Annotated in this window: 20 protein-coding genes and 4 tRNA genes; 7 read left to right on the plus strand and 17 right to left on the minus strand. The window is 62.6% G+C overall.

The genetic code is table 11. The features are described 5' to 3' along the window. Positions 1-20: 20 nt before the first annotated feature. A complete protein-coding gene (locus GCM43_RS01495; protein ID WP_226929262.1) occupies positions 21-1,028 on the minus strand; it encodes a L,D-transpeptidase in 1,008 nt (335 codons plus the stop codon). Between the two features lie 140 nt (positions 1,029-1,168). On the opposite strand from GCM43_RS01495, the gene GCM43_RS01500 reads away from it, so the two are divergent. Next, positions 1,169-1,570, plus strand: coding sequence for a DNA breaking-rejoining protein (locus GCM43_RS01500; protein WP_152241733.1), 402 nt, complete (start codon positions 1,169-1,171; stop codon positions 1,568-1,570). Next, a complete protein-coding gene (locus GCM43_RS01505; RefSeq protein WP_152241734.1) occupies positions 1,512-1,721 on the plus strand; it encodes a hypothetical protein in 210 nt (69 codons plus the stop codon). Before GCM43_RS01500 ends, GCM43_RS01505 begins: the two co-directional genes overlap by 59 nt. A gap of 14 nt (positions 1,722-1,735) precedes the next feature. On the opposite strand, the gene GCM43_RS01510 is transcribed toward GCM43_RS01505, so the two are convergent. After that, entirely contained in the window at positions 1,736-2,236 is a 501-nt protein-coding gene (locus tag GCM43_RS01510; RefSeq protein ID WP_152241735.1) for a hypothetical protein, read from the minus strand. A gap of 97 nt (positions 2,237-2,333) precedes the next feature. On the opposite strand from GCM43_RS01510, the gene GCM43_RS01515 reads away from it, so the two are divergent. Next, on the plus strand, positions 2,334-2,993 hold the full coding sequence (locus GCM43_RS01515) for a hypothetical protein (protein WP_152241736.1): 660 nt from the start codon (positions 2,334-2,336) through the stop codon (positions 2,991-2,993). A gap of 22 nt (positions 2,994-3,015) precedes the next feature. Here the strand turns inward: GCM43_RS01515 and GCM43_RS01520 are convergent, their stop codons facing one another. Next, positions 3,016-4,161 (minus strand): alpha-hydroxy acid oxidase, encoded by a 1,146-nt coding sequence (locus GCM43_RS01520; protein WP_152241737.1) that lies wholly within the window; start codon positions 4,159-4,161, stop codon positions 3,016-3,018. A gap of 88 nt (positions 4,162-4,249) precedes the next feature. Continuing rightward, complete coding sequence (locus GCM43_RS01525) at positions 4,250-5,206, minus strand: phytanoyl-CoA dioxygenase family protein (RefSeq protein WP_152241738.1); 957 nt, start codon at positions 5,204-5,206, stop codon at positions 4,250-4,252. Between the two features lie 120 nt (positions 5,207-5,326). Here GCM43_RS01525 and GCM43_RS01530 point away from each other — a divergent pair, with 120 nt between their 5' ends. Further along, positions 5,327-6,190 (plus strand): helix-turn-helix domain-containing protein, encoded by an 864-nt coding sequence (locus GCM43_RS01530; RefSeq protein ID WP_152241739.1) that lies wholly within the window; start codon positions 5,327-5,329, stop codon positions 6,188-6,190. Between the two features lie 65 nt (positions 6,191-6,255). On the opposite strand, the gene GCM43_RS01535 is transcribed toward GCM43_RS01530, so the two are convergent. From GCM43_RS01535 to GCM43_RS01550, 4 genes are all read right to left on the minus strand, one after another. Continuing rightward, positions 6,256-6,332: transfer RNA gene (locus GCM43_RS01535), tRNA-Arg, on the minus strand. A gap of 66 nt (positions 6,333-6,398) precedes the next feature. Continuing rightward, positions 6,399-6,475: transfer RNA gene (locus GCM43_RS01540), tRNA-Arg, on the minus strand. Between the two features lie 66 nt (positions 6,476-6,541). Beyond that, positions 6,542-6,618, minus strand: a tRNA-Arg gene (locus tag GCM43_RS01545). 82 nt (positions 6,619-6,700) lie between these two features. After that, positions 6,701-6,777: transfer RNA gene (locus tag GCM43_RS01550), tRNA-Arg, on the minus strand. Positions 6,778-7,173: 396 nt separating this feature from the next. On the opposite strand from GCM43_RS01550, the gene GCM43_RS01555 reads away from it, so the two are divergent. Together GCM43_RS01555 and GCM43_RS01560 are read left to right on the plus strand one after the other, a co-directional pair. Beyond that, positions 7,174-9,240 (plus strand): sensor histidine kinase, encoded by a 2,067-nt coding sequence (locus GCM43_RS01555; RefSeq protein WP_152241740.1) that lies wholly within the window; start codon positions 7,174-7,176, stop codon positions 9,238-9,240. A 321-nt stretch (positions 9,241-9,561) separates the two neighbouring features. Further along, on the plus strand, positions 9,562-10,545 hold the full coding sequence (locus GCM43_RS01560; RefSeq protein ID WP_152241741.1) for a GGDEF domain-containing response regulator: 984 nt from the start codon (positions 9,562-9,564) through the stop codon (positions 10,543-10,545). Positions 10,546-10,651: 106 nt separating this feature from the next. Here the strand turns inward: GCM43_RS01560 and GCM43_RS01565 are convergent, their stop codons facing one another. Then, positions 10,652-11,053 (minus strand): hypothetical protein, encoded by a 402-nt coding sequence (locus GCM43_RS01565; protein ID WP_152241742.1) that lies wholly within the window; start codon positions 11,051-11,053, stop codon positions 10,652-10,654. A gap of 218 nt (positions 11,054-11,271) precedes the next feature. Here GCM43_RS01565 and GCM43_RS01570 point away from each other — a divergent pair, with 218 nt between their 5' ends. Next, positions 11,272-11,982 (plus strand): sensor histidine kinase, encoded by a 711-nt coding sequence (locus tag GCM43_RS01570; RefSeq protein WP_152241743.1) that lies wholly within the window; start codon positions 11,272-11,274, stop codon positions 11,980-11,982. A gap of 264 nt (positions 11,983-12,246) precedes the next feature. Here GCM43_RS01570 and GCM43_RS01575 read toward each other — a convergent pair whose 3' ends face one another. The 8 genes from GCM43_RS01575 to GCM43_RS01610 all read right to left on the minus strand — a co-directional run bounded on the left by GCM43_RS01575 (position 12,247) and on the right by GCM43_RS01610 (position 20,528). Beyond that, positions 12,247-12,756, minus strand: a complete 510-nt coding sequence (locus tag GCM43_RS01575; protein WP_152241744.1) for a DUF6265 family protein — start codon at positions 12,754-12,756, stop codon at positions 12,247-12,249. Positions 12,757-12,776: 20 nt separating this feature from the next. After that, entirely contained in the window at positions 12,777-14,072 is a 1,296-nt protein-coding gene (locus GCM43_RS01580; RefSeq protein ID WP_152241745.1) for an NAD(P)/FAD-dependent oxidoreductase, read from the minus strand. A gap of 17 nt (positions 14,073-14,089) precedes the next feature. Then, positions 14,090-14,650: a hypothetical protein gene (locus tag GCM43_RS01585; protein ID WP_152241746.1), complete on the minus strand. Its 561-nt coding sequence runs from the start codon at positions 14,648-14,650 to the stop codon at positions 14,090-14,092. Positions 14,651-14,738: 88 nt separating this feature from the next. Beyond that, positions 14,739-15,470 (minus strand): transporter, encoded by a 732-nt coding sequence (locus GCM43_RS01590; RefSeq protein ID WP_152241747.1) that lies wholly within the window; start codon positions 15,468-15,470, stop codon positions 14,739-14,741. Between the two features lie 129 nt (positions 15,471-15,599). Beyond that, a complete protein-coding gene (locus tag GCM43_RS26460) occupies positions 15,600-17,252 on the minus strand; it encodes a methyl-accepting chemotaxis protein (RefSeq protein WP_152241748.1) in 1,653 nt (550 codons plus the stop codon). Positions 17,253-17,408: 156 nt separating this feature from the next. Beyond that, a complete protein-coding gene (locus GCM43_RS01600; RefSeq protein WP_152241749.1) occupies positions 17,409-18,785 on the minus strand; it encodes a multicopper oxidase family protein in 1,377 nt (458 codons plus the stop codon). A 2-nt stretch (positions 18,786-18,787) separates the two neighbouring features. Continuing rightward, positions 18,788-20,134 carry a TolC family protein gene (locus tag GCM43_RS01605; protein WP_226929263.1) on the minus strand — a complete coding sequence of 449 codons (1,347 nt, stop codon included), beginning with the start codon at positions 20,132-20,134 and terminating at the stop codon, positions 18,788-18,790. A 1-nt stretch (position 20,135) separates the two neighbouring features. Further along, positions 20,136-20,528 carry a hypothetical protein gene (locus GCM43_RS01610; protein WP_152241751.1) on the minus strand — a complete coding sequence of 131 codons (393 nt, stop codon included), beginning with the start codon at positions 20,526-20,528 and terminating at the stop codon, positions 20,136-20,138. Positions 20,529-20,551: the final 23 nt, after the last annotated feature.

A 20,551-nucleotide genomic window follows, 5' to 3' on the forward strand; every position in this document is an offset into this window, starting at 1 on the left:
CGCCACCTTGGCCGGCTGCTTTATTGCGCCGCGCCACTGATCACGGTCAGGGCACTGCCGCGCCCACTCTGCGACAATGGTGCCGCCGTTACCAGCAAGGTGGCGCCCGGCTTGAGGATGGCGCTGACGCTGGCGTAAAAATCGGCAGGCAATTGCACCTGACTGCGTATTGCCTCGGCCAATTGGCGACCCGATTCCTCGTCGTGGCCGGCCACGCCGACATACAGCCAGCGGCCCTGGCCGGCGGTGTCGGCCAGCGTCAGCACATGGGTGTCGCGGTCTGCGTCGCTGGCCGGTGGCAGCGTGGCGCGGGCGCGGCCGATTTCCACGCCGTTGCGCAGCACGACCACCGCCTGGTCGCTGCGCGACATGACAATGGTCACCGGCCCTTTTTCCGAACGCGAAGGCGCCCAGAAATCGCCCTCCTGCACCTCGACGGCCGCCGACGGCGCCAGCACCTCACCGCCGTCGGCACCATCGGCGCCGCCATGGCTGCCGGCCGACTTGCTGACGATCACAGTGGTGCCCTGGCGCGTGGCGCCGAACAGAACGCGCGCAAACGCATACGGCAGGTGTACGCAGCCGTGGCTTTCCGGGTAGCCCGGCAGGCCGCCTGCATGCAGCGCCACGCCGTCCCAGGTCAGGCGCTGCTGGTACGGCATGCTGGCATTGTGATACACGCTGGAATGATGTTCGACGTTCTTTTCCAGGATGGTAAAGACACCGGTCGGCGTGTCATGGCCCGGCTTGCCGCTCGATACCGTGGACACGCCGATGCGCACGCCATTGCGGTAGATGGTGGCCAACTGGCGCGACAGGTCGACATATACGAGCAGCGGCCCGGCTGGCGCAATGGCGGGCGCCCATACCCACTGTCCAGGCTTGAGCGAGCCGGCGCGACGCGCCAGCTCGACCGGCGAGGACACCTTTGCACCCTGCGCCAGCGCGGCATCGGCATACAGGCACGCCGCCAGTATCGACAGCGCAAGCAAGCGCTTGAACCGCGGGGCAGCCAGATCAGATTTCAATACACGACTCCTTGTGCGTTACGTTGGATTGAAGCTGAATATTCCTGCAAAGCTAAACAACCGGCAAGTTTTTTGCAGCTGCATGTTACAGTATCAGCAACAGCCCACCATAGTCCCCTCCCACCTGCCTGGAGCACACGATGCACAAATACCTCACCACCCTGGCCTGCGCAGTGCTGCTCCAGGGTCATGCCTGGGCTGCCGATCCTGTCCGGCGCGAACAGGTCGAACTGGTGCAAGGGGCGCCGGTCAAGAAACTGGCCGGCAAGATCAAGGGCTACGCGACGGTCGAATACAGCATTGCTGCACCGGCCAACGGCAAGTTCGATATCAGGCTCAATAGCGCCCATCCGTCGCTGTACTTCAATGTCAGCGCCAACGGCAGCGACGAGGCGATCTTTGTCGGCTCGCGCGACGGGGCGCACTTCCACGCTGGCGTGACAGGCGCCACGCGCTACAAGGTGACGGTCTACCTGATGCGCAATGCTGCGCGCAAAAACCAGACGGCAAGCTACCAGCTGGACATCGGCAGCGGCGCCTGAACAGGCGCGCCAGCAGCTCGGCGATATCGCCACCTGGGAGCAGGTGCGCGGCGACCTGCTGGGCCGCACGCTGACCGCATTGCAGGCAGCCGGCATCGCCATCCCCTACCGGCAGATCGACATCAACCTGCGCCAGCCGCAAGAGCCATAGACCAAGGCGGCGCCTCAGAAGCGCCGGTGTCCCTGGTCGGCGTCGCAGCGGCCATTGAACTTGATCATGCCGTCGATGGTAATGGCGCCATTCATGCGGTTGATCACCATGCGCGGCTGGTTCAGGCCATTCAGGCGAAACTTGCCGCGAATCTCATCGTGGCCGATCCACAGCTCGTCGATATTCCACCAGCCGCTGTCGTTACCGCCATGCAGCGGTGGAATCAGGCTTTTGGGCAGCTGTATCTCGCCACGTTCGCCATGTATCGAGATAGTCAGGGTGGCCTGGAAATCGGACTTGCCCAGCTCCACGCCCTGTTTCGGCACATACTTGTGCTGCTGCGCATCCCATTCGTAGCCGGAGCGATACTCGGTGGTGGTTTTTTCGGCGCCGCCGTAGCAGACCAGCTGAATGTCATCGCGGCGGTCGCGCTCATCGTTGCGGTAGCGGTCCTGGGCATGGGCCGCGCATGGCGCGAGCAAGGCAAGTGCAGTCAGCAAGGTGCGAACTTTCATCGTCAGTCTCCTGCCATCAGTCAGCCGTGAACACGCTTATTATTTCATGCAACTATAATGGCATGGCAAGATTTTTCACACGCTTACCAGGATGCCCATGTCTTTCTTTTCACGCGATTATGACGTATTCGTGCTGCTGGCCGCCCCCGATGCCCCCGGCCTGTGGCAGTCGGACCAGTGGACGCCGTTTGCCGCCGCCCTCGCACCGGTGCTGGCGCAAACACGTGGCAAGGGTAAAGCCGGCGTGCGCAGCCACCAGTACAATCCGCAAGGAAAATTGATCGCTTTCGGGCGCATGGGCTGGGACGACAAGTCGCAGGCCAAATGGACGCATGGGCCGCACACCACCGGTGCACGCTTCATGAGCGTGGAAGCGTGGGCGCCCACGTGGACGGTGTGTGAAAAAGACGATCTGGCGCCGGACCTGTTTATCAGCGTCTTCAATGAGTCCCGGCTGAACGCCGCTGGCCGGCCACTGCTGTTCGGTCAGCGCCTGGTGTGCGCAATCGCCACCGATCTGGGCGCAGAAGCGGCGGCAACCACGCGCCAGGCCATGACAGTGCTGGCCCGGCAGCAGCAGGCGCCAGTATTTCTGCATGCCAGGCGCCCCTGGGGCAAGGCCACGCTGGGCGGCTTCGGTTCAGCCATCCAGGATCTGGCGCTGACCGATCTGTTCAAGCCCGGCGACGTACATGCACGCCCGCTCGATGCGGCGACCTTTCGCGGCCAGTGGAACAATATCGGGCAACCGGCTTGAGCCCGGGCCTGCCGGGTAGCGCTTAAAACGTCCCCGGCAGCAAAATTGTACGGTCCACCTGCTGCACGTCGCGCAGGCCGCAAAAGGCCATCGACAGGTCGAGTTCATTGCGGATTATGTCCAGGCAGCGCGTGACACCTGGCCCGCCCATGGCGCCCAGGCCATACAGGAACGGGCGGCCGATATAGACGCCGCGCGCGCCCAGCGCCACCGCGCGCAGCACATCCTGGCCGCTGCGCACGCCGCCGTCCATATGAATTTCAATCTGGCCACCGACCGCTTCCACGATGGCCGGCAGCGCCTCGATCGACGACTGCGCGCCATCGAGCTGACGCCCGCCGTGGTTCGACACGATCAGCGCATCGGCGCCGCTGCCTACCGCCAGGCGCGCGTCGTCGGCATCCATAATGCCCTTGATAATGAGCTTGCCGCCCCAGCGCCGCTTGATCCATTCCACGTCCTTCCACGACAGGCTCAGATCAAACTGCTGCTGGGTCCAGGCCGACAGCGATGACATGTCCGACACCGACGTGGCATGGCCGACGATATTGCCGAAACCATGCCGCTTGGTACCGAGCATGCCGGCCACCCAGCGCGGCTTGGTGGCCATATTGGCGATATTTTTAAGCGTCAGCTTGGGGGGCGCCGACAGGCCGTTGCGCAAATCCTTGTGGCGCTGCCCAAGCACCTGCAAGTCGAGCGTCAGCACCAGCGCGCTGCAGCGGGCCGCCCGCGCGCGCTCGATCAGGCGCTCGATAAAGGCGCGGTCCTTCATTACGTACAGCTGGAACCAGAACGGTTTGGTAGTGTGCGCCGCCACGTCCTCGATCGAGCAGATGCTCATGGTTGACAGTGTAAACGGCACGCCGAAGCGCTCGGCCGCCTGCGCGGCGAGGATTTCGCCATCGGCATGCTGCATGCCGGTCAGGCCGGTCGGCGCCAGCGCGACCGGCATGGAAACAGGCTGGCCCACCATGGTCGAGGCCAGGCTGCGGTTTTCCAGATTGACGGCGACGCGCTGGCGAAACTTGATCTTGCCGAAATCCAGCGCGTTGGCGCGGTAGGTCGATTCGCTCCACGAGCCCGAGTCGGCATAGTCGTAAAACATGCGCGGCACGCGTTTTTGCGCCAGCACGCGCAGGTCTTCGATGCAGGTGATCATGGTCATGCGGGTCCTCGTTAGCGTCATGTCGGTGACAGGTCAGACCATGATCGTGCATTTGGCGCAGATTGTCTATCTGCCTATTTTTCAGCCCTCACCAGTCGCGCGCACCGAGGATTTTTTCACCGAGCTCGCTCAGTTGCGCCTGCGGATAAACCAGCTTTTCCTTTTCCAGCGGGTCGCCCGGAAACGCATAGCCTTCCGGTGCGCTGCGCTCGCGCCAGCTGCGCACGCGCCACTCGCGCAACGGCGCATTGTCTTCCTGCGCCGGCGTAAAGGAGATGTACTGCGCCAGGCGCACCTGGTCGCTTGAGGTATTGGGCCGGATGCCATGCGCCAGCAGGCTGTTAAAGATCAGCAGTTCGCCCTTCTTCATGGCGATAAATTCCATCGGATACGGCACCGCTTCCAGGTCTGGCTGCCATGGATTGCGGCCCTTGGGCGCCTGTTCGCGCCATGCCTTGAAATTCTGGAACAGCTGCGGGAAGCACTGAAAACCACCGCCTTCAGGCGTGGTGTCCGACAGCGCCAGCACGCCCTGCACATTGACCGGCAAGGGATCGAGCGTCGTGTCGGCATCCCAGTGGATAAAGCCACCGAACTTGCGCTTGCCGTTGTTCGGCGTATTGAGGTTGGCGCGGTCGATGGTGACCCACAGGTCTTCGCGGTCCCAGATATCGACAAAGGCGTCATACACGCGCCGGGTCTGGCGGTTATCCCACAGCACCTGGTTATGGTAGGCCTCGACCATGCCCGAGCCGTTGAGCTCTTTCATCGCATGGTCGCGCAGCTGGTCGGCATTCCAGGTCGACGGGTCGTGCTGGTCGAGACCCTGGAACTCCCACAGGAACTCGGTGGTGCGGTGCACCTGTTCAGGACTGACGGCATCCTTGACGATCACATAGCCATAGGTCTGCCAGTGCAAAAAGTCGCTGTCCGACAACACGCGCAGTGGCAGCTGTTTTTTCAGTTCGTGCAGCTGCGCCTGCTCGATATAGGCCACGGAAGGATTGCCCGGGCGTCCATTGCCATACTGGTAGCGGTCTTGCATCGCTGTCTCCTGTTATTGATTGGTGTGACAGCGATTGTGCGGCGAAACGCAGTGTGCCAATACGTCATCAACAGCCAGTTCTGATACTATCGTGACCATTCAGGCCCACCAAACGTCACGATGACACCTTTATTTGAACAGGTCACGATACCGGCCGGCCACTCTTGGGGCCTGCTGTGGCGCGAACTCGAGGCCATTCCCTTCCTCTGGCACTACCATCCGCAGTTCGAGCTGACGCTAACGGTCAATGCACGCGGCCAGCGCTATATTGGCGACCATCTGGGCAATTTCGAACCGGGCGACCTGGTGCTGGTGGGACCAAATTTGCCCCATACCTGGTCGGCCAGCGAACGCATTGATGCGGCGCGGCCGATGCTGGCGGTAGTGGTATGGTTTTCGCTGGAATGGATACATCAACTGGCCGAGGTATTTCCCGAGCTGCAAAGCCTGCGCCAGCTGGCCAGGCGCGCAGGGCCGGCGCTGCACTTTACGCCGGCAGTGGCCGCGCGCTGCGGCGACCGGCTGCTGCGCCTGCAAGCGCTGGAGCCAGCGCAGCGCCTACCGCTGCTGCTCGATGTGCTGCTGGAACTGGCTGGCGACCTGCAAGCGCAGCCGCTGGCGTCCAGCGCGCTGAATCTGGTGGCAGCGGACCTGCAGCAAAAACGGCTGGCCAGCGTGCTTGACTATATGCACGAACATTTTCGCGAGGAAATCGCGCTGGCCGACATGGCCGGGCGCGCCGCCCTGTCGCTGGGGGCTTTTCACCGCTTCTTCAAGCGCCACGTACTGTGTACGCCGGCCAGTTATCTGGCGCGGCTGCGCATCGGGCGCGCCTGCCAGCAATTGATCCAGACCGAACACAGCATTGCCGCCATCGCGCAGGAGGCCGGCTACCGCAATCTGGCCCATTTCAACCGCCAGTTTCGTGCCGACAAGCAGATGGCGCCGCGCGCGTTTCGCCAGCAGTACCGACGCGCAGCATAAGCTGAACAAAAAGTGGCGGCACAATGGAAAAAGGGATCAGATTTTTCAATCTGATCCCTTTGTTCTGGTGCGGCTGGCAGGAATTGAACCCACGACCCCTTGGTTCGTAGCCAAGTACTCTATCCAGCTGAGCTACAGCCGCAAAACTTGCATCCCATTCGCATGGAACTTTAAACATGCAAAACCAAACTGCTGGCTTTGGTAAAACTGGTGCGGCTGGCAGGAATTGAACCCACGACCCCTTGGTTCGTAGCCAAGTACTCTATCCAGCTGAGCTACAGCCGCAAAACTTGCATTCCATTTGCATGGAACTTGAAACATGCAAAACCAATCTTCCGGCTTTGATAAAACTGGTGCGGCTGGCAGGAATTGAACCCACGACCCCTTGGTTCGTAGCCAAGTACTCTATCCAGCTGAGCTACAGCCGCAAAACTTGCAACACTTCACCGTACTGCATGAAGAATAAAACTTTTTTACAACAAACCAGGCATTGCCTGATTTCAGAAATTCTGGTGCGGCTGGCAGGAATTGAACCCACGACCCCTTGGTTCGTAGCCAAGTACTCTATCCAGCTGAGCTACAGCCGCGCAGGCAAACATTATATCGTATTCATTTCGCTTTGAAAAGTTCGATTTTTCAATCGCTTAGCTGGTTTCACCGGGCAACGCCCTGCTCTGACAACAACTTTCCATCGCACAAAAGCCTACGCTTTTTTATCGCCGACAGACGGCCTTTCAACCACCTGCTGCGAATCGAGAAGTTGCTGTCTCGAAAGAAGCGGGATTATAGGGACTGCACTGCCGGCTGTCCAGTGCTATCTGCAGCAGCGCCCGGGCGGCGAGTACTCAACCGTGCGATGGCGATCTGCCGCTGGCGATACAATCATGGCATCAGGCGTAATCACGCAGACAACACCTTTGCGCAGCCGCCGTGCCCGTTTGCGGCAGGCTGCGCCAGTCCATGGCGGCTTAGACGATACCATCATGATCCGTTCCACCGACGACAGCAGCCTGACCCAGGCAGACGCGCCCTTCACCGCCTTGCTCGAAGGGATCACGGACGGCTTGTGCCTGCTCGACCGCGACTGGACCATCCGCTATATCAATGCGCATGCGGCAGCCATGCTGGCCTCGCAGTGCGCCGGCAAACAGGTCGGCGCCGGCGACAATCTGTGGCTCAGTTGCGCGCGCCTGTCAGGCACCGAACTGGAAACGCAGTGCCGGCGCGCCATGGCCGAACAACGCAGTTGCAACGTCGAACTGTATTACCCGCCGCTGGGCGGCTGGCTGGAGGTGCGTCTGTTTCCTTCCGCCGACGGCCTGGTGGCCTATATCAGCGACATCAACGAGCGCAAGGCGGCCCAGGAAAGCCTGCGCCAGAGCGAAGCGGACCTGCGCGCGCTGGCCGATGCCTTCCCGCAGCTGGCGTGGATCGCGCGCACCGACGGCGCCATTATCTGGTGCAACCAGCGCTGGCACGACTACACCGGCATCAGCGCGCAGCAGATGGCCGGCGATGGCTGGCGCGGCGCCTACGATCCACAGGAGCTGCCGCAGATGCTGGCCGGCTGGAGGGCGGCGCTGCGTAGCGGCACGCCATTCGAGATGGAGTTCCCGATCCGCGCCCGCAACGGACAGTATCGCTGGTTCCTGACGCGCGCCAACCCCATGCGCGACCAGCGCGGCCAGATATTGCGCTGGTTTGGCACCAGCACCGATGTCGACCAAGTCAGGCACGTGCATGAGGATCTGCGTGATGAAACGCGCGTGCTCGAACTGCTCAACAGCACCGGCGCCACGCTGGCCGGCACGCTGAACCTGCCGGCGCTGCTGCAGGCGGCGGTCGACGCCGCCACCCAGATCAGCGGCGCGCGCCATGGCGTGTTGTATTACGGCGGCGCCGGCACCCAAGGCGGTGACGATGAACCACCGCTGCCCGAGGCGCTGGCGGTGTCCGGGCTGGAGCTGGCTGCGGCGCGCGCCATCGGGCCGGCGCTGCGCCATGGCCCTGCCCTGCGGCTGCATGACACCCAGGCCGATCAGAACACAGCCGGCGCACCGGCCATGCGCAGTTGCCTGAGCCTGCCGGTGCGTTCGCACTCGGGACGCATCCTGGGCCGCCTGCTGCTCGGCCATCCGCAGCCGGGCATGTTCAGCGCGCGCAGCGAGCGCATCGTCACGGCCATCGCCAACCAGGCCGCCATGGCGCTCGACAATACGCGTCTGTACGCCGAGGCGCAGCGCGCCGCCGAAGAGCGCCGCATCCTGCTCGACAGCGAACGCGAAGCGCGCGCCGAAGCCGAACATACCAACCGGCTCAAGGACGAATTCCTGGCCAGCCTGTCGCATGAATTGCGCACGCCGCTGTCGGCCATACTGGGCTGGGCGCAGGTGCTGGCGCGCGGCGCGCGTGCGCCGGCCGACCTGCAGCGCGGCCTGCAAAGCATCGAGCGCAACGCTAGGGCGCAGGCGCAACTGATCGAAGACCTGCTCGACATGAGCCGCATCAGCGCCAGCGGCTCGAACGCGCTGGCGCTGGAACGGCGACCGGTTGCGCCAGAACCCCTGATTGCCGCCGCACTCGACAGCTTGCAGCCGGTAGCCCAGGCCAAGCATATCAGTGTGCATACCGAGATCGCGGCAGACGCCGGCGTGTTGATGGGCGACCCCGCCCGCCTGCAGCAGGTGCTGTGGAATCTGCTGTCGAACGCCTTCAAATTTACGCCGCAGGACGGCCGCGTCAGCATTGCCGTGCGGCGCGAGGGCAACTGGCTGCTGATCATTATTGCCGACAACGGCGTGGGCATCCGCGCCGACTTCCTGCCGCATGTGTTCGACCGCTTCCGCCAGGCCGACGCCTCGACCACGCGCAAGCACGGCGGCCTGGGCCTGGGCCTGGCCATCGTCAATCATCTGGTGCTGCAGCATGGCGGCAGCATGTCTGTCAGCAGCCCTGGCGAAATGCAGGGCGCCACTTTTACTGTACGCCTGCCCGTCGAGAAGGTACCGGAGCCTGTGACAAGCCTGACAAAAGATGATGCAAATAAATAAAAATTTGAATACAAAAAGTCAGCAAACACCGGTTACACTTCCTACCTCGCTACGCGGCACTGTCCTACAAGCAACACAACTGGTGTTTGCTACACTCAATTCAACAGTCAGGACATAACAAGCCCAACCACAACGCCGCGCCTCCTTGCGCGATGAGCCGGCCCTGCATGCCGCTGGCAGCATGGCGGCACATTGCACAGCCATGCTGGTCAGCTTTCGTGCGCCCTATCTTTTCGCAAGGCGCTACCATCAGTGCGGTTCGCTGTGAACCGGCTATCCGCGGAGACGATGCAGCGTTGAACTTATTCACAGAGATGCCCCATGCCAAGCCAAGATGAGATTTTGAAAGCCAAAATTTTGGTCGTTGATGATTCACCCGACAATATTGACCTGATGCTGGAGATTTTGCGCGACGCCGGCTACAGCAATGTGACGGCGACCATGCGCCCTGCGCAAGTATGCCCATTGCATGAGGAACACAATTACGACCTGATCCTGCTTGACTTGCAGATGCCGGAACTCAATGGCTTCCAGGTCATGAAAGGCCTGAAGGAAATCGAACACGGCGGCTACCTGCCGGTGCTGGCGCTGACGGCGCAACCAAGTTTCAAGATTGCCGCACTAGAAGCAGGCGCGCGCGACTTTATCAGCAAACCGTTTGACCTGATGGAAGTACACAAGCGCATCCATAACATGCTGGAAGTGCGGCTGCTGTACAAGGAACTGGCGCAATACAGCCGCCAGCAGCAGGAACTGGCGCTGCACGACCCGCTGACGGGCCTGCCCAACCGCCGCCTGCTGGAAGACCGCATCGGCCATACCCTCCAGCATTCGGCGCGCGTGCGCGGCAAGTCGGCCATCCTGTACCTGGATCTGGACGGCTTCAAGGCCATCAATGATACCTACGGCCACGGTTACGGCGACGACATCCTGAAACTGGTGGCCGAACGCCTGGTCAGCGTCTCGCGCAAGGAAGACACGGTAGCGCGCATCGGCGGTGACGAGTTCGTGATCGTGCTGGGCAACCTGGCCGGCAAGGGTGATGCGCACGAGCCGGCGACCAAGCTGATCGAAGTCATTTCCGAGCCTTACTTTATCAACGACCTGACGCTGCAGCTGTCGACCAGCATCGGCATCAGCATCTACCCCGACGACGCCGGCACGGTCGACGCGCTGCTCGGCGCGGCCGATGCAGCCCTGTACGAAGCGAAGCGGGCCGGCAAGAATCGCTACTGCTGCGCGCAGCACGATATGACAGCGGCGGAAAGCAACCTGCAGAGCCACAGCGTCACCTCGGTGGTCTGAAACAGGCGCGGCAAGCATGCCGGCAGGTTTCAGGCAATGAAAAAAGAGGCCGCAGCCTCTTTTTTTTCGCCGCTACGTCGCAGCAGCGCAGTGAGCGGAACCGGCCCTATTTGCCTTTTTTACCGGCCTGAGCCTCGTGTTTGCCGGCATGCTGGTGGTCGGTACAGGCACTGACCTTCTCGGGCGGCACTTCGATGCGGGTAATGCCGGCGTCTACCGAAATGGGGTCGCTGGCGGGAAAGGTCATCTCCACGGCGTCGTCCAGCAGCTCTTCCTTCGCCTTTTCTTCGCCCGTCATGCCCTCTTCGTCTGCCAGGATGGCCAGCGCGCTGGCCCATTTGACGAAGTTCAGATTGGCCAGTTCGCGCACGGTGGTGACGCCGAAAGCCTGGGTCAGTGCCTTGGCGTCTTTCGGACTGACGCCGCGCAGTGCGCTGATGGGCGCGTTGACGATATCGCGAAAACTCTTCGCGCAGTATTCCTGATCAACAATCGTATCAATATTCATGGCCGGTCCTTTCAGTGGGTAAGCCGCCGCCAGGGCGGATGGGGCACGGCCTTACTATGGCAGCAGCAGCGCGGCAGGTATGTGCGCAAGCGTACGCAAATGGGTGCGACAGCGCTGGCCGGCTGGGCCGAAATTTTCCATCCATGCGCCCCGGATCGAAAACCTGCTGTATTATCCACAGCCACGCAGCTTATCTTTTTCACTACTCACGGGGCTCCATGTCCGCATATTCCGATCCGCAGCAAGGCCCTGGCCAGGCCGATGCGCAGCGTGCCGCCGACCTCTCCGAGTTGCTCGGCCATGTCAATACCAGCTGGGACAATGAACGACGCGCGCTGTCGCGCCAGTTGCACGACAGCCTGGGTTCGTCGCTGACGGCGCTGACCATGCACTTGTCGCTGCTGACACAAAAAATGCCGCAGGAGCCCGTGCTGCTCGAGCGCGCAGCCACCATGAAGCAGCTGCTGCTCAATGTGATTGAAACCAATCGCCAGATGCAGATCAAGCTGTGGAACGACAAGCTTGAATTTCTGGGCGTCAATGTGGCGCTTGGCGAACTGGCCGCGCAATTTGCCGAACAACACAAGCTGACCGTGCGTTGCAGCCTGCCCGAAGACGAACTGAGCGGCCCTCGCAGCGTCGGCGTGGCGCTGCTGCGCACGCTTGAGGAAGCGCTGGCCAATATTGCAGCACATGCCCAGGCCAGCGAAGTCGATATTATTGTCGATGAAAACGATGAAGAAGTCATGCTGACGGTCAAGGACAACGGTATCGGCCTGCCCACGCCGTTGCCGGCAGAAATCAACAAGCATGGCTTGCGCCTGGTGCGCGAACGCGTGCAGTATCTGGGTGGCACGCTGAGCCTGGCCACAGGCCCGCAAGGCGGCGCCACGCTGACCGTCATCTTGCCGCGCCAACAGGCACAGTAAAACACGGCTCATTGTAAGTCGCAAGGCGAAAAAATGGCGGGCCAGAGACGCGAGTCTGAGAAAATGCCGATGGCGGCGTTGCGGCTTCCTTGCCGTACTGAGGTACTGTCTGCGTCGCCGCGCCTTGCCCTCGACATTTTTCAGCCCCGCTTGGCCCGGAGAACCTATGCGCACGACTGTGGCTTTAATACGTTTGCCGGTATGCTTTTGGCGCCGGAGCGCTAACTTAACGGCTTTACGCCCCAAGCGCCGTTTTTATCTGACTTATTTGGCGCGCCCCGGCTCGCAACTGATCCTGGTCATCGGAAAATTAATGGTGGTCAATTTCCCTTTCAGGGTCCCGACGATGCTGGCATGCAGCTTGCGATCACCATCGCGGCGATAAATGATACGGCTGGGGAAGTCATTATCAAGGTTGGCAAAGATGAACTCGCCAGGCTTGCTTTGACTGAGCAGATTGAACTCCACCGGCGGTTCGCCCGACGGCTGGACGATATAAGCGAGCTGGCCCGGCACGGTCAGGCGAATCTGGACAAATTCAAACGTGGTAGTCTTGCCGCCCTTGACGGTGCGGCTGGTACCCAGGATGGTGCCGCCGGCGGCCGTACTCCACTGCTCTCCCGAACCGGGTTCGGCGCCATCGACCTGCCAGCAGCCGGCCAGCCAGGAAAATTTCGCCACCGTTTCGGGTGCCTGCGCTGGCGCCTTGCTTGCTGCCTGGGCCGCTCCCATGCCCAGGCAGGCCAGCATCAATGCGATTGCATAACGTTGCATGCTTGTTCCTTCCATTGAAATCAGTGCAGTTTGACCTGCGGCGTGCTGCGCTTGATCAGGAAGCGCCCCATGGCCATCACGGCCGTGCGCACGCTGCCCAGCACGGCGTTGTGATGCATCAGATGCAGGCTGACATACATCATGCGCGCCACGAAACCCTCGACAAACCAGCTCAGCCCCTTCAGGGACCCCATCAGCGTGCCCACCGAGGTGGTGCGGCCGAACGACACCAGCGAACCGTAGTCGAGGTATTCATACGGCTTGGTCTGCGGCGGCTTGCCTTTGGCCTGCAGCATGAAGGTCTTGAGCAGGTAATCGGCCTGCTGGTGCGCGGCCTGGGCGCGCGGCGGCACCAGGCGCCCGTCGGCGCCGGCGCAGGCGGCGCAGTCGCCCAGCGCATAAATATTGGCGTGACCCTGCACGTTGAGCATGCCGGTCACTTCGAGCTGGCCGGCGCGGTTGGTCGGCAGGCCCAGCGTGGCCAGAAACTCCGGCGCGCGGATGCCGGCCGCCCATACGCAGATGTCGGCTGCATAGCTGGCGCCGCCAGCCACGTTGACCTTGTCCGCTTCGATCGAAGTGACGCGGGTATCGGCCGCAACCGTGATGCCCTGCTGGCGCAGCAGGCGCAGGGCTGCTGCCGAGACACGCTCGGGCAGCGGCGCCAGGATGCGGGGCGCCCCTTCGAGCAGCGTGATGCGCACATCCTTGATCGCGTTCAGATTCTGGAAACCATACGCGGCGTAGACGCCGCTGGCCTCGCGCAGTTCCGCCGCCAGCTCCACGCCGGTGGCGCCGCCGCCGATAATGACGATGTCCACGCCCGGATGGCCGGCGTCGCCCTGGCGCTGCTCGGCCATGGCCAGCAGTTTCAAGAGGGTCAGGCGGAAGCGCTCGGCGTCCTCGGTGGCGTTAAGCGAAATGGTGTGCTCGCGCGCGCCTTCCACGCCAAAATAGTTCGAGGTGCTGCCGACGGCCAGCACCAGCTGTTCATAGCCGATGCGGCGCTCGGGCAGCAACTGCTCACCGTCGACGCCGATGGCGCCCACGGTCAGGCTGCTGCCGGCGGCGTCCAGCGCGATCAAGGGGCCATACACATAGGTAAAGCCATTGTCGTGCGCCAGCATCTGGTAGGACAGGCCTTCCTGGTGAATATCGAGGGTGCCGGCCGCCACTTCATGCAGCGACGGCTTCCAGATATGGTAGAGGCGGCTGTCGACCAGGGTTACCTGGCCGGGGCCGAGCTTGCGGCTGAGTTTGCAGGCCAGCTCCAGGCCACCTGCCCCACCGCCTACGATCACGATTTTGCTTTGCAAAGATACTCCTTGGTAGTTTAATTTCTGCGGTCATTTCCCCGCTCATGCCCACCACCATTGCCGTGGCCGTTGCCGTGTCCATTGCCACGGCCCGGGCCAGGCCGGCCGTCGTGGTCGTGACGGTCCGGCCGGCCATGTGCTTCGTGTGGACGGGATCCGGGGCCGGGGCGGCCATCATGGTGTGGCGGTGGTGGCGCAGGATGCGCGTAGTGCGCGGGGCGTCCGGGATGACCATGCTGCTGGCGATAACGCGGCGCATACTGGTTTTTATACCAATTATCCTGGACGAAATAGACCTCTTGGTTACAGGCATTATACGCGCGGCAGTGGCGCGACCAGTTTTTGGCATGCCCCGGCGGCACGCGCAGGTAGATTGGACGGCCGACATAATGCACGGGACGCTGCACGATCACCGGCTGGGCGTAGACCAGTTGCGGCGCCGGATAGTCGCCCACATCGATACGGCCGTAAAAATCGGGCTGGCCGATATGGACCGAAACATTGACCTGGGCCTGGGCGGCAGCAGAGGCGGCCAGGGCGGCAGCAAATACGGTGGCGAAGAGTATCGATTTTTTCATGACATGCTCCTGTGGACTATGCGCCGATTGTAAGCCCGCAAAAGGGATCCGTTTGTACGCAAGGACACATAAGACCGTTGCCTCGCCGTCACCACAGCTTGCCCAGCGGCACAACAAAGCCGCTGAACAGCGACCAGTCCGGCGATACGCCAGTCAGGCCACGGGCGGCGCCGATATCGATCACCAAGCGTGGCGTGACGCTCCAGGTGGCGGCAAGCAGCAATTGCGCAGTCGCTGGCGCGCCGCGCGAACGCGTGCCCGACACCTCGGCCGTTGCGCCCCAGCGCTCGCTCACCGGCATGGAAAACGAGGTTGCCCAGCCAGTCTGCGTGCTGCCCGTGCCGGCGTCTGGCGCACCGAGATGGGTGGCGTTCAGGTTGGCGTCCATATGCACGGCTCCCAGGTCGCGGCTCACTATCGCGTTCAGGCTGATATCGCGCTTGCCGCTGCCGATGCTGTCCCTGGCAGTCGGCACTTTCCAGCCCAGTTCGAGTCCCAGCGCCGTGGCGTTATCAAGCAGAAAAGCACGCTTGAGCACCAGGCTGGTGTCACCGATTCCGGTGGTGCCTGGCGAGGCGTCGTCGCGCACGCGCACCAGCGCGTCGCCTTCGATCAGCATGCCCCACTGCGGTGTGAACGCCAGCTTCAGCGCATAAGGCAGGCTGGCGCGGCGCGACTGGTCGGTTTTGATCGACAAGGCACCCAGCTCCAGTTCCAGCTGGCCAGGCGACGGCAGTTGCGCCGGGCTGGCGACGGATGGACGGTACGGCAGTACCGGATCACCGGCATCCTGCTGGGCACAGGCACACACGGGCAGCATTGCGGGCAGCAGGACGGACAATAACCAGTGTTTCAGACGCAGCATAAGCAGGGACAATTGGCAGTTTGACTGTCACAGCCTACCATTTCTGGCCATACTTTGCTGCCGCCTCGCTGCTGGCAGCGCCCTTCAGGCCAGGCGCCGCAGATCGTGCCGGGGTGCGGGCGCCGGACGACGCAGCGGCGTGACATTGCTCGCCGCCGGCGCCGGCGCACCCTGCTGCGCATGCAGGCGGAATACCCCCACCAGCTCCGTCAATGCCACGGCCTGGTCCTGCAGGGACTCGGCAGCGGCCGCCGCTTCTTCCACCAGCGCTGCATTTTGCTGCGTCACCTGGTCCATCTGCACCACCGCCTGGTTGACCTGTTCGATGCCGGCACTCTGCTCGGCACTGGCCGCCGTAATATCTTGCATGATATCGGCCACCCGGCGCACGCTAGCCACCACCTCATCCATGGTCTGGCCGGCATCCTGCACCAGGCGCGCGCCGATTTCCACCTGTGCTACCGAGTCGCCGATCAGGGTCTTGATTTCTTTGGCGGCCTGGCTCGAGCGCTGTGCCAGGTTGCGCACTTCGGCCGCCACCACCGCAAAGCCGCGCCCTTCCTCGCCGGCGCGCGCCGCTTCCACGGCGGCGTTCAGGGCCAGGATATTGGTCTGGAAGGCGATGCCGTCGATCACGCTGATAATGTCAACGATCTTGCGCGACGACGCATTGATCGAGTCCATCGTCTGCACCACCTGCCCCACCACGGCGCCGCCCTTGCTGGCCACGTCCGACGCAGCGCCGGCCAGGACATTGGCCTGGCGCGCATTTTCGGCGTTCTGCCGCACGGTAGACGTAAGCTCTTCCATCGAGGAAGCGGTTTCTTCCAGCGAACTGGCCTGCTCTTCGGTACGCGACGACAGGTCAAGATTGCCCTGGGCAATTTCACCCGACGCCGTATTGATCGTTTCGGTGCCGGAACGCACCTGGCTGACGATGCCCACCAGCTTGTCGCGCATGCCTTTCATCGCGTACAGCAGGCTGCTGCTGTCGTTGCTGGCGGTGTGAATATCGATCGTCAGGTCGCCTTCGGCAATCGCGCCGGCAATCTGCACGGCATAGCCCGGCTCGCCGCCAAGCTGGCGCGTCAGTCCGCGCGTGATCATGGCGCCCAGCGCCAGGCCGGCCGCCACGCTGCCCAGCACCAGCGCGATCATGAAGCTGCGGCTGGCCTGGTACACGCCGCTGGCCTGTTCGGAGGCTTGTTTGGCGCGCGACTCCTTCTGCTGCGACAACTGGTCAAGCAGGCCGTCAAGCTCGTTGGCATGCTGGCGCGTGGTATTCAACAGCGCGGTCAGTTCTGCACTGCGCTGCGCCAGCGGTTCGGCCGCCGCCATCGTCAGCACCTGCGTCATGACCTTGACGTACTCGGCTTCGACGGTGGAAAAACGGGCAAACAATTGCTTCGCGGCCGGCGTGACAAACAATGGCTGCGCCTTGGCCAGGCTGGCCTTGTTGGCGGCGAGGAATTTGGCGATATCGGCCTGACGCGTGGCGCGCTCCTCGTCGGTCGTGGCCAGCAGGAAATTGCTGCGCGCGCGGCCGACCTTGATCAGGGCGATATTGGCTTCCTTGATATGCGACAGGCCCAGCAGCTCATTGTTGTACATCTGGCTGGCCATGGTGTCGATCCTGCCCATATTGAAAATGCCGATGCCGGCCACGATCGCGCCCAGCACCGCGATACATGAAAACGCGGCCAGCAGCCGCGTACCGACTTTCATCTGTTTCAGCATGCTTTTCCCCTTTATTCAAGCAATCATCTGCCGAATATAAAGAAAAAAGTCGCCGAACAGATGCTCGGATTGTCACTTCAGGACAATTCATTGAGCCAGCACAACACTATTATTTCAAAATCATGCTAGGCGGCAATGAACATTATCTGAATAAAATTAGTGTCCGCCATGTCCTGTTGGCTTGCGCACACTCATTTCCATGCCGCCCGGTGCAACCGGCCTGACGGCAGGGCGCACCGGCTCCGGCATGGCGCCGGTCCATTCATAGGCCAGCGTGCCGGGCGGATGCTTGTACCAGCCCGGGTCGCGGTAGTCGCCCGGTTTCTGGTCCTTGCGCACCTTGACGGTGGTAAACATGCCGCCCATGCCGATCGCCCCGAACGGCCCGTCGCCGCTCATCATCGGCAAGGTGTTGTCGGGCACCGGCATCTGCATCTCGCCCATGTCGGCCATGCCGCGCTCGCCCATCACCATATAGCCGGGTACCAGCTGGTTGATCTTGGCGGCAATGCCCTGGTGGTCGACGCCGATCATGGTCGGCACGTCATGCCCCATGGCGTTCATGGTGTGGTGCGACTTGTGGCAATGAAAAGCCCAGTCGCCAAGGTCGGTCGCCACGAACTCGACCGCCCGCATCTGGCCGACCGCCACGTCGGTCGTCACTTCCGGCCAGCGCGATTCGGGCCGGGTCCAGCCGCCGTCGGTGCCGGTGACCTCGAATTCATGTCCATGCATATGAATCGGATGATTGGTCATGGTCAGGTTGCCCACGCGTACGCGCACCTTGTCGCCCTGGCGCACCACCATCGGATCGATGCCGGGAAATACCCGGCTGTTGAAGGTAAACAGATTGAAGTCCGTCATGGTCATGATTTTGGGCGTATAACTGCCCGGATCGATATCGTAATTACTGAGCAGGAACACAAAATCGCGGTCCACTTTCATGAAATTCGGGTCTTTCGGATGAGTCACCCAGAAACCCATCATGCCCATCGCCATCTGCGTCATCTCGTCGGCATGCGGGTGATACATGAAGGTGCCGGGGCGTTTGGCCACGAATTCATAGACAAAGGTCTTGCCGGGCGCAATGCCGGGCTGGGTCAGGCCGGTGACGCCATCCATACCGTTAGGCAAGCGCTGGCCATGCCAATGCACGCTGGTTTGCTCGGGCAACTTATTGGTGACAAAGATGCGCACGCGGTCGCCTTCGACCACCTCGATGGTCGGGCCCGGCGACTGGCCGTTGTAGCCCCACAGATTGGCCACCATGCCCGGCGCCAGTTCGCGCACCACCGGCTCGGCCACCAGGTGGAATTCCTTGACGTTGTTATTCATGCGCCAGGGCAAGGACCAGCCATTGAGCGTCACCACCGGATTGTATGGCCGGCCATTCGGTGGCGGCGGTGGCGCTTTGGTATCGGCACTACTGGCAATCACCGCCTCAGGCAACGAGGCTGCGCCAACGCGGCTGACAGCGGCGGCGCTCAGCGCCACGGCGCCGGCATTCATGAAAAAATTTCTGCGAGTAACCATCATTATTCCTTGTTCTCAGTGACCGCGCCGCCTTCGACGGCTGCCTGCAAATCGGTTTGCGCAATCCAGAAATCGCGCTGCGCTTCAATGGCTCCATTGACGCTGGCGACCTGCTCGCGCGCGTCGGCCAGCAGTTCGAATACGGAGGCAAGCATGCCGTTGTAGCGCAGCAGCACCTCATGCGAGATGGTCTTGCGTAGTGGCACGACTTCATCGCGATAGTGGCGCGCCAGGTCGTAGGCGGTGCGGTAGCCCGAGTAGGCGACGCGCACCTGCGAGCGCGCCGTGATCGCGGTGTCGGCCGTGCGCGCCAGCGCCTGCTCGTAGACGGCCTGGGCGCGCGCATTGCGGGCCGTGCCCCAGTCGAACAGCGGCAGTTCCAGCGACACGCTATAGCCGTTTTCACGCGGCGCGGTGCTGGTGCTCTTGTTCGTATAGCCGACCTCGAGCACATTGACCAGGCGCGTGGCGCGCGACAGACCCAGCGCACGCGCCGTCGCCTCGGTGTTCAACTTGCTGATCTGCACGTCGAGGCGCTGCTGCATGGCCTGCTGCTCCAGCTCGCCGGCCGGCTGCGGCGCGTCGGGCAAGTCGGGCAGGCGCGCCGGCAGCTTGAGCTCGGCCTGGCTGCCCCACAGCCCCAGCAGGCGCGCCAGGTGTTCGCGCGCGGCCGTGGCCTGGTGGCGCGCGCGCGCCAGCTCGCTGACGGCGTCGGCATAAAACACCTGCTGGCGCGCCTGGTCCAGACGGCTCCAGTTGCCGGCCTGCTGCAGCCGCGCAGCCAGTTGCGCGCCTGCTTCGGCCGATACCATCGCCTGCTGCATAAACATTTCGGTCTGCACGGCGGCCACGGCCGTAAAGTAGGCGCGGCGCACCGCATGGGCCAGTTGCACGGTGGTCGATGCTGCCTGCAATTTGGCCTGTTCGAAGCGCCCTTCTTCGATCTGCACGCGCAGCGGCATAGTCAATAGACCCGCCAGATCAAAACTGACGCTGCGGTCGATCTCATTGCCTTCACTGCCATGCGAGCGGCCAAACGACAGGCCGGGATTGCGCAGCCGGCCAGCTTGCACCAGCTCCGCTTCCGAGATGCCCAGCTCAGCAAGCGATGCTTGCAGGCCACGGTTATTGAGCAGCGCAATGCGCACGGCCGCGTCCGCGGTCAGCGGCTGGGCCAGCAACTGCGCTACCGCTTCGTCCTGTCCACCGGCAGATGGCGGCAACGCCGCGCCCGTACGTGTTTCAACCAGCGCCGAAACACTTTGCCTGCCGCCGTCCGCACTGTTGCTGGCACAACCGGCCAGCAACAAGGCCAGCATCAGCGGCGTCATTCGATAAAAAGCGCGCATGTCAGTGTTCCTCATGGTGGTGAGCCGCTGCTGGCACTGGCGGCGCGGGGGTTGCAGGCGCGGTGACCGGCTTGGCCATCGGCATCGCATGATCGTGCATCTGGCCCGTCTGCTGCATCTGGCCCATGTGACCCATATTTCCCATATGGCCCATATGGCCGCCGGCATCGCCGACCTTGCGGTTCACGGCGCGCCAGGTTTCATCAGGCGTGGCGTCCTCTTCGGGGACGGACTGGTAGGCGTCAAAGGCAGAGCGGTAAGCAATCGGGGGCACGAATGCCTGGGCATCCTGCGGTTGGGGCGAGGCGGCGGCAGCGGGTGCGGGGCCTGATGCCTGCACGGCCGCAGGCAGGCCCAGCGTAGCGGCCAGCGCGAAGCAAAACAAGGGCTTCATATCTATCCTGAAAGTAAAAGTAC

The sequence above is a fragment of the Janthinobacterium aquaticum genome (assembly GCF_009208565.1).
Classification (GTDB): domain Bacteria; phylum Pseudomonadota; class Gammaproteobacteria; order Burkholderiales; family Burkholderiaceae_D; genus Janthinobacterium.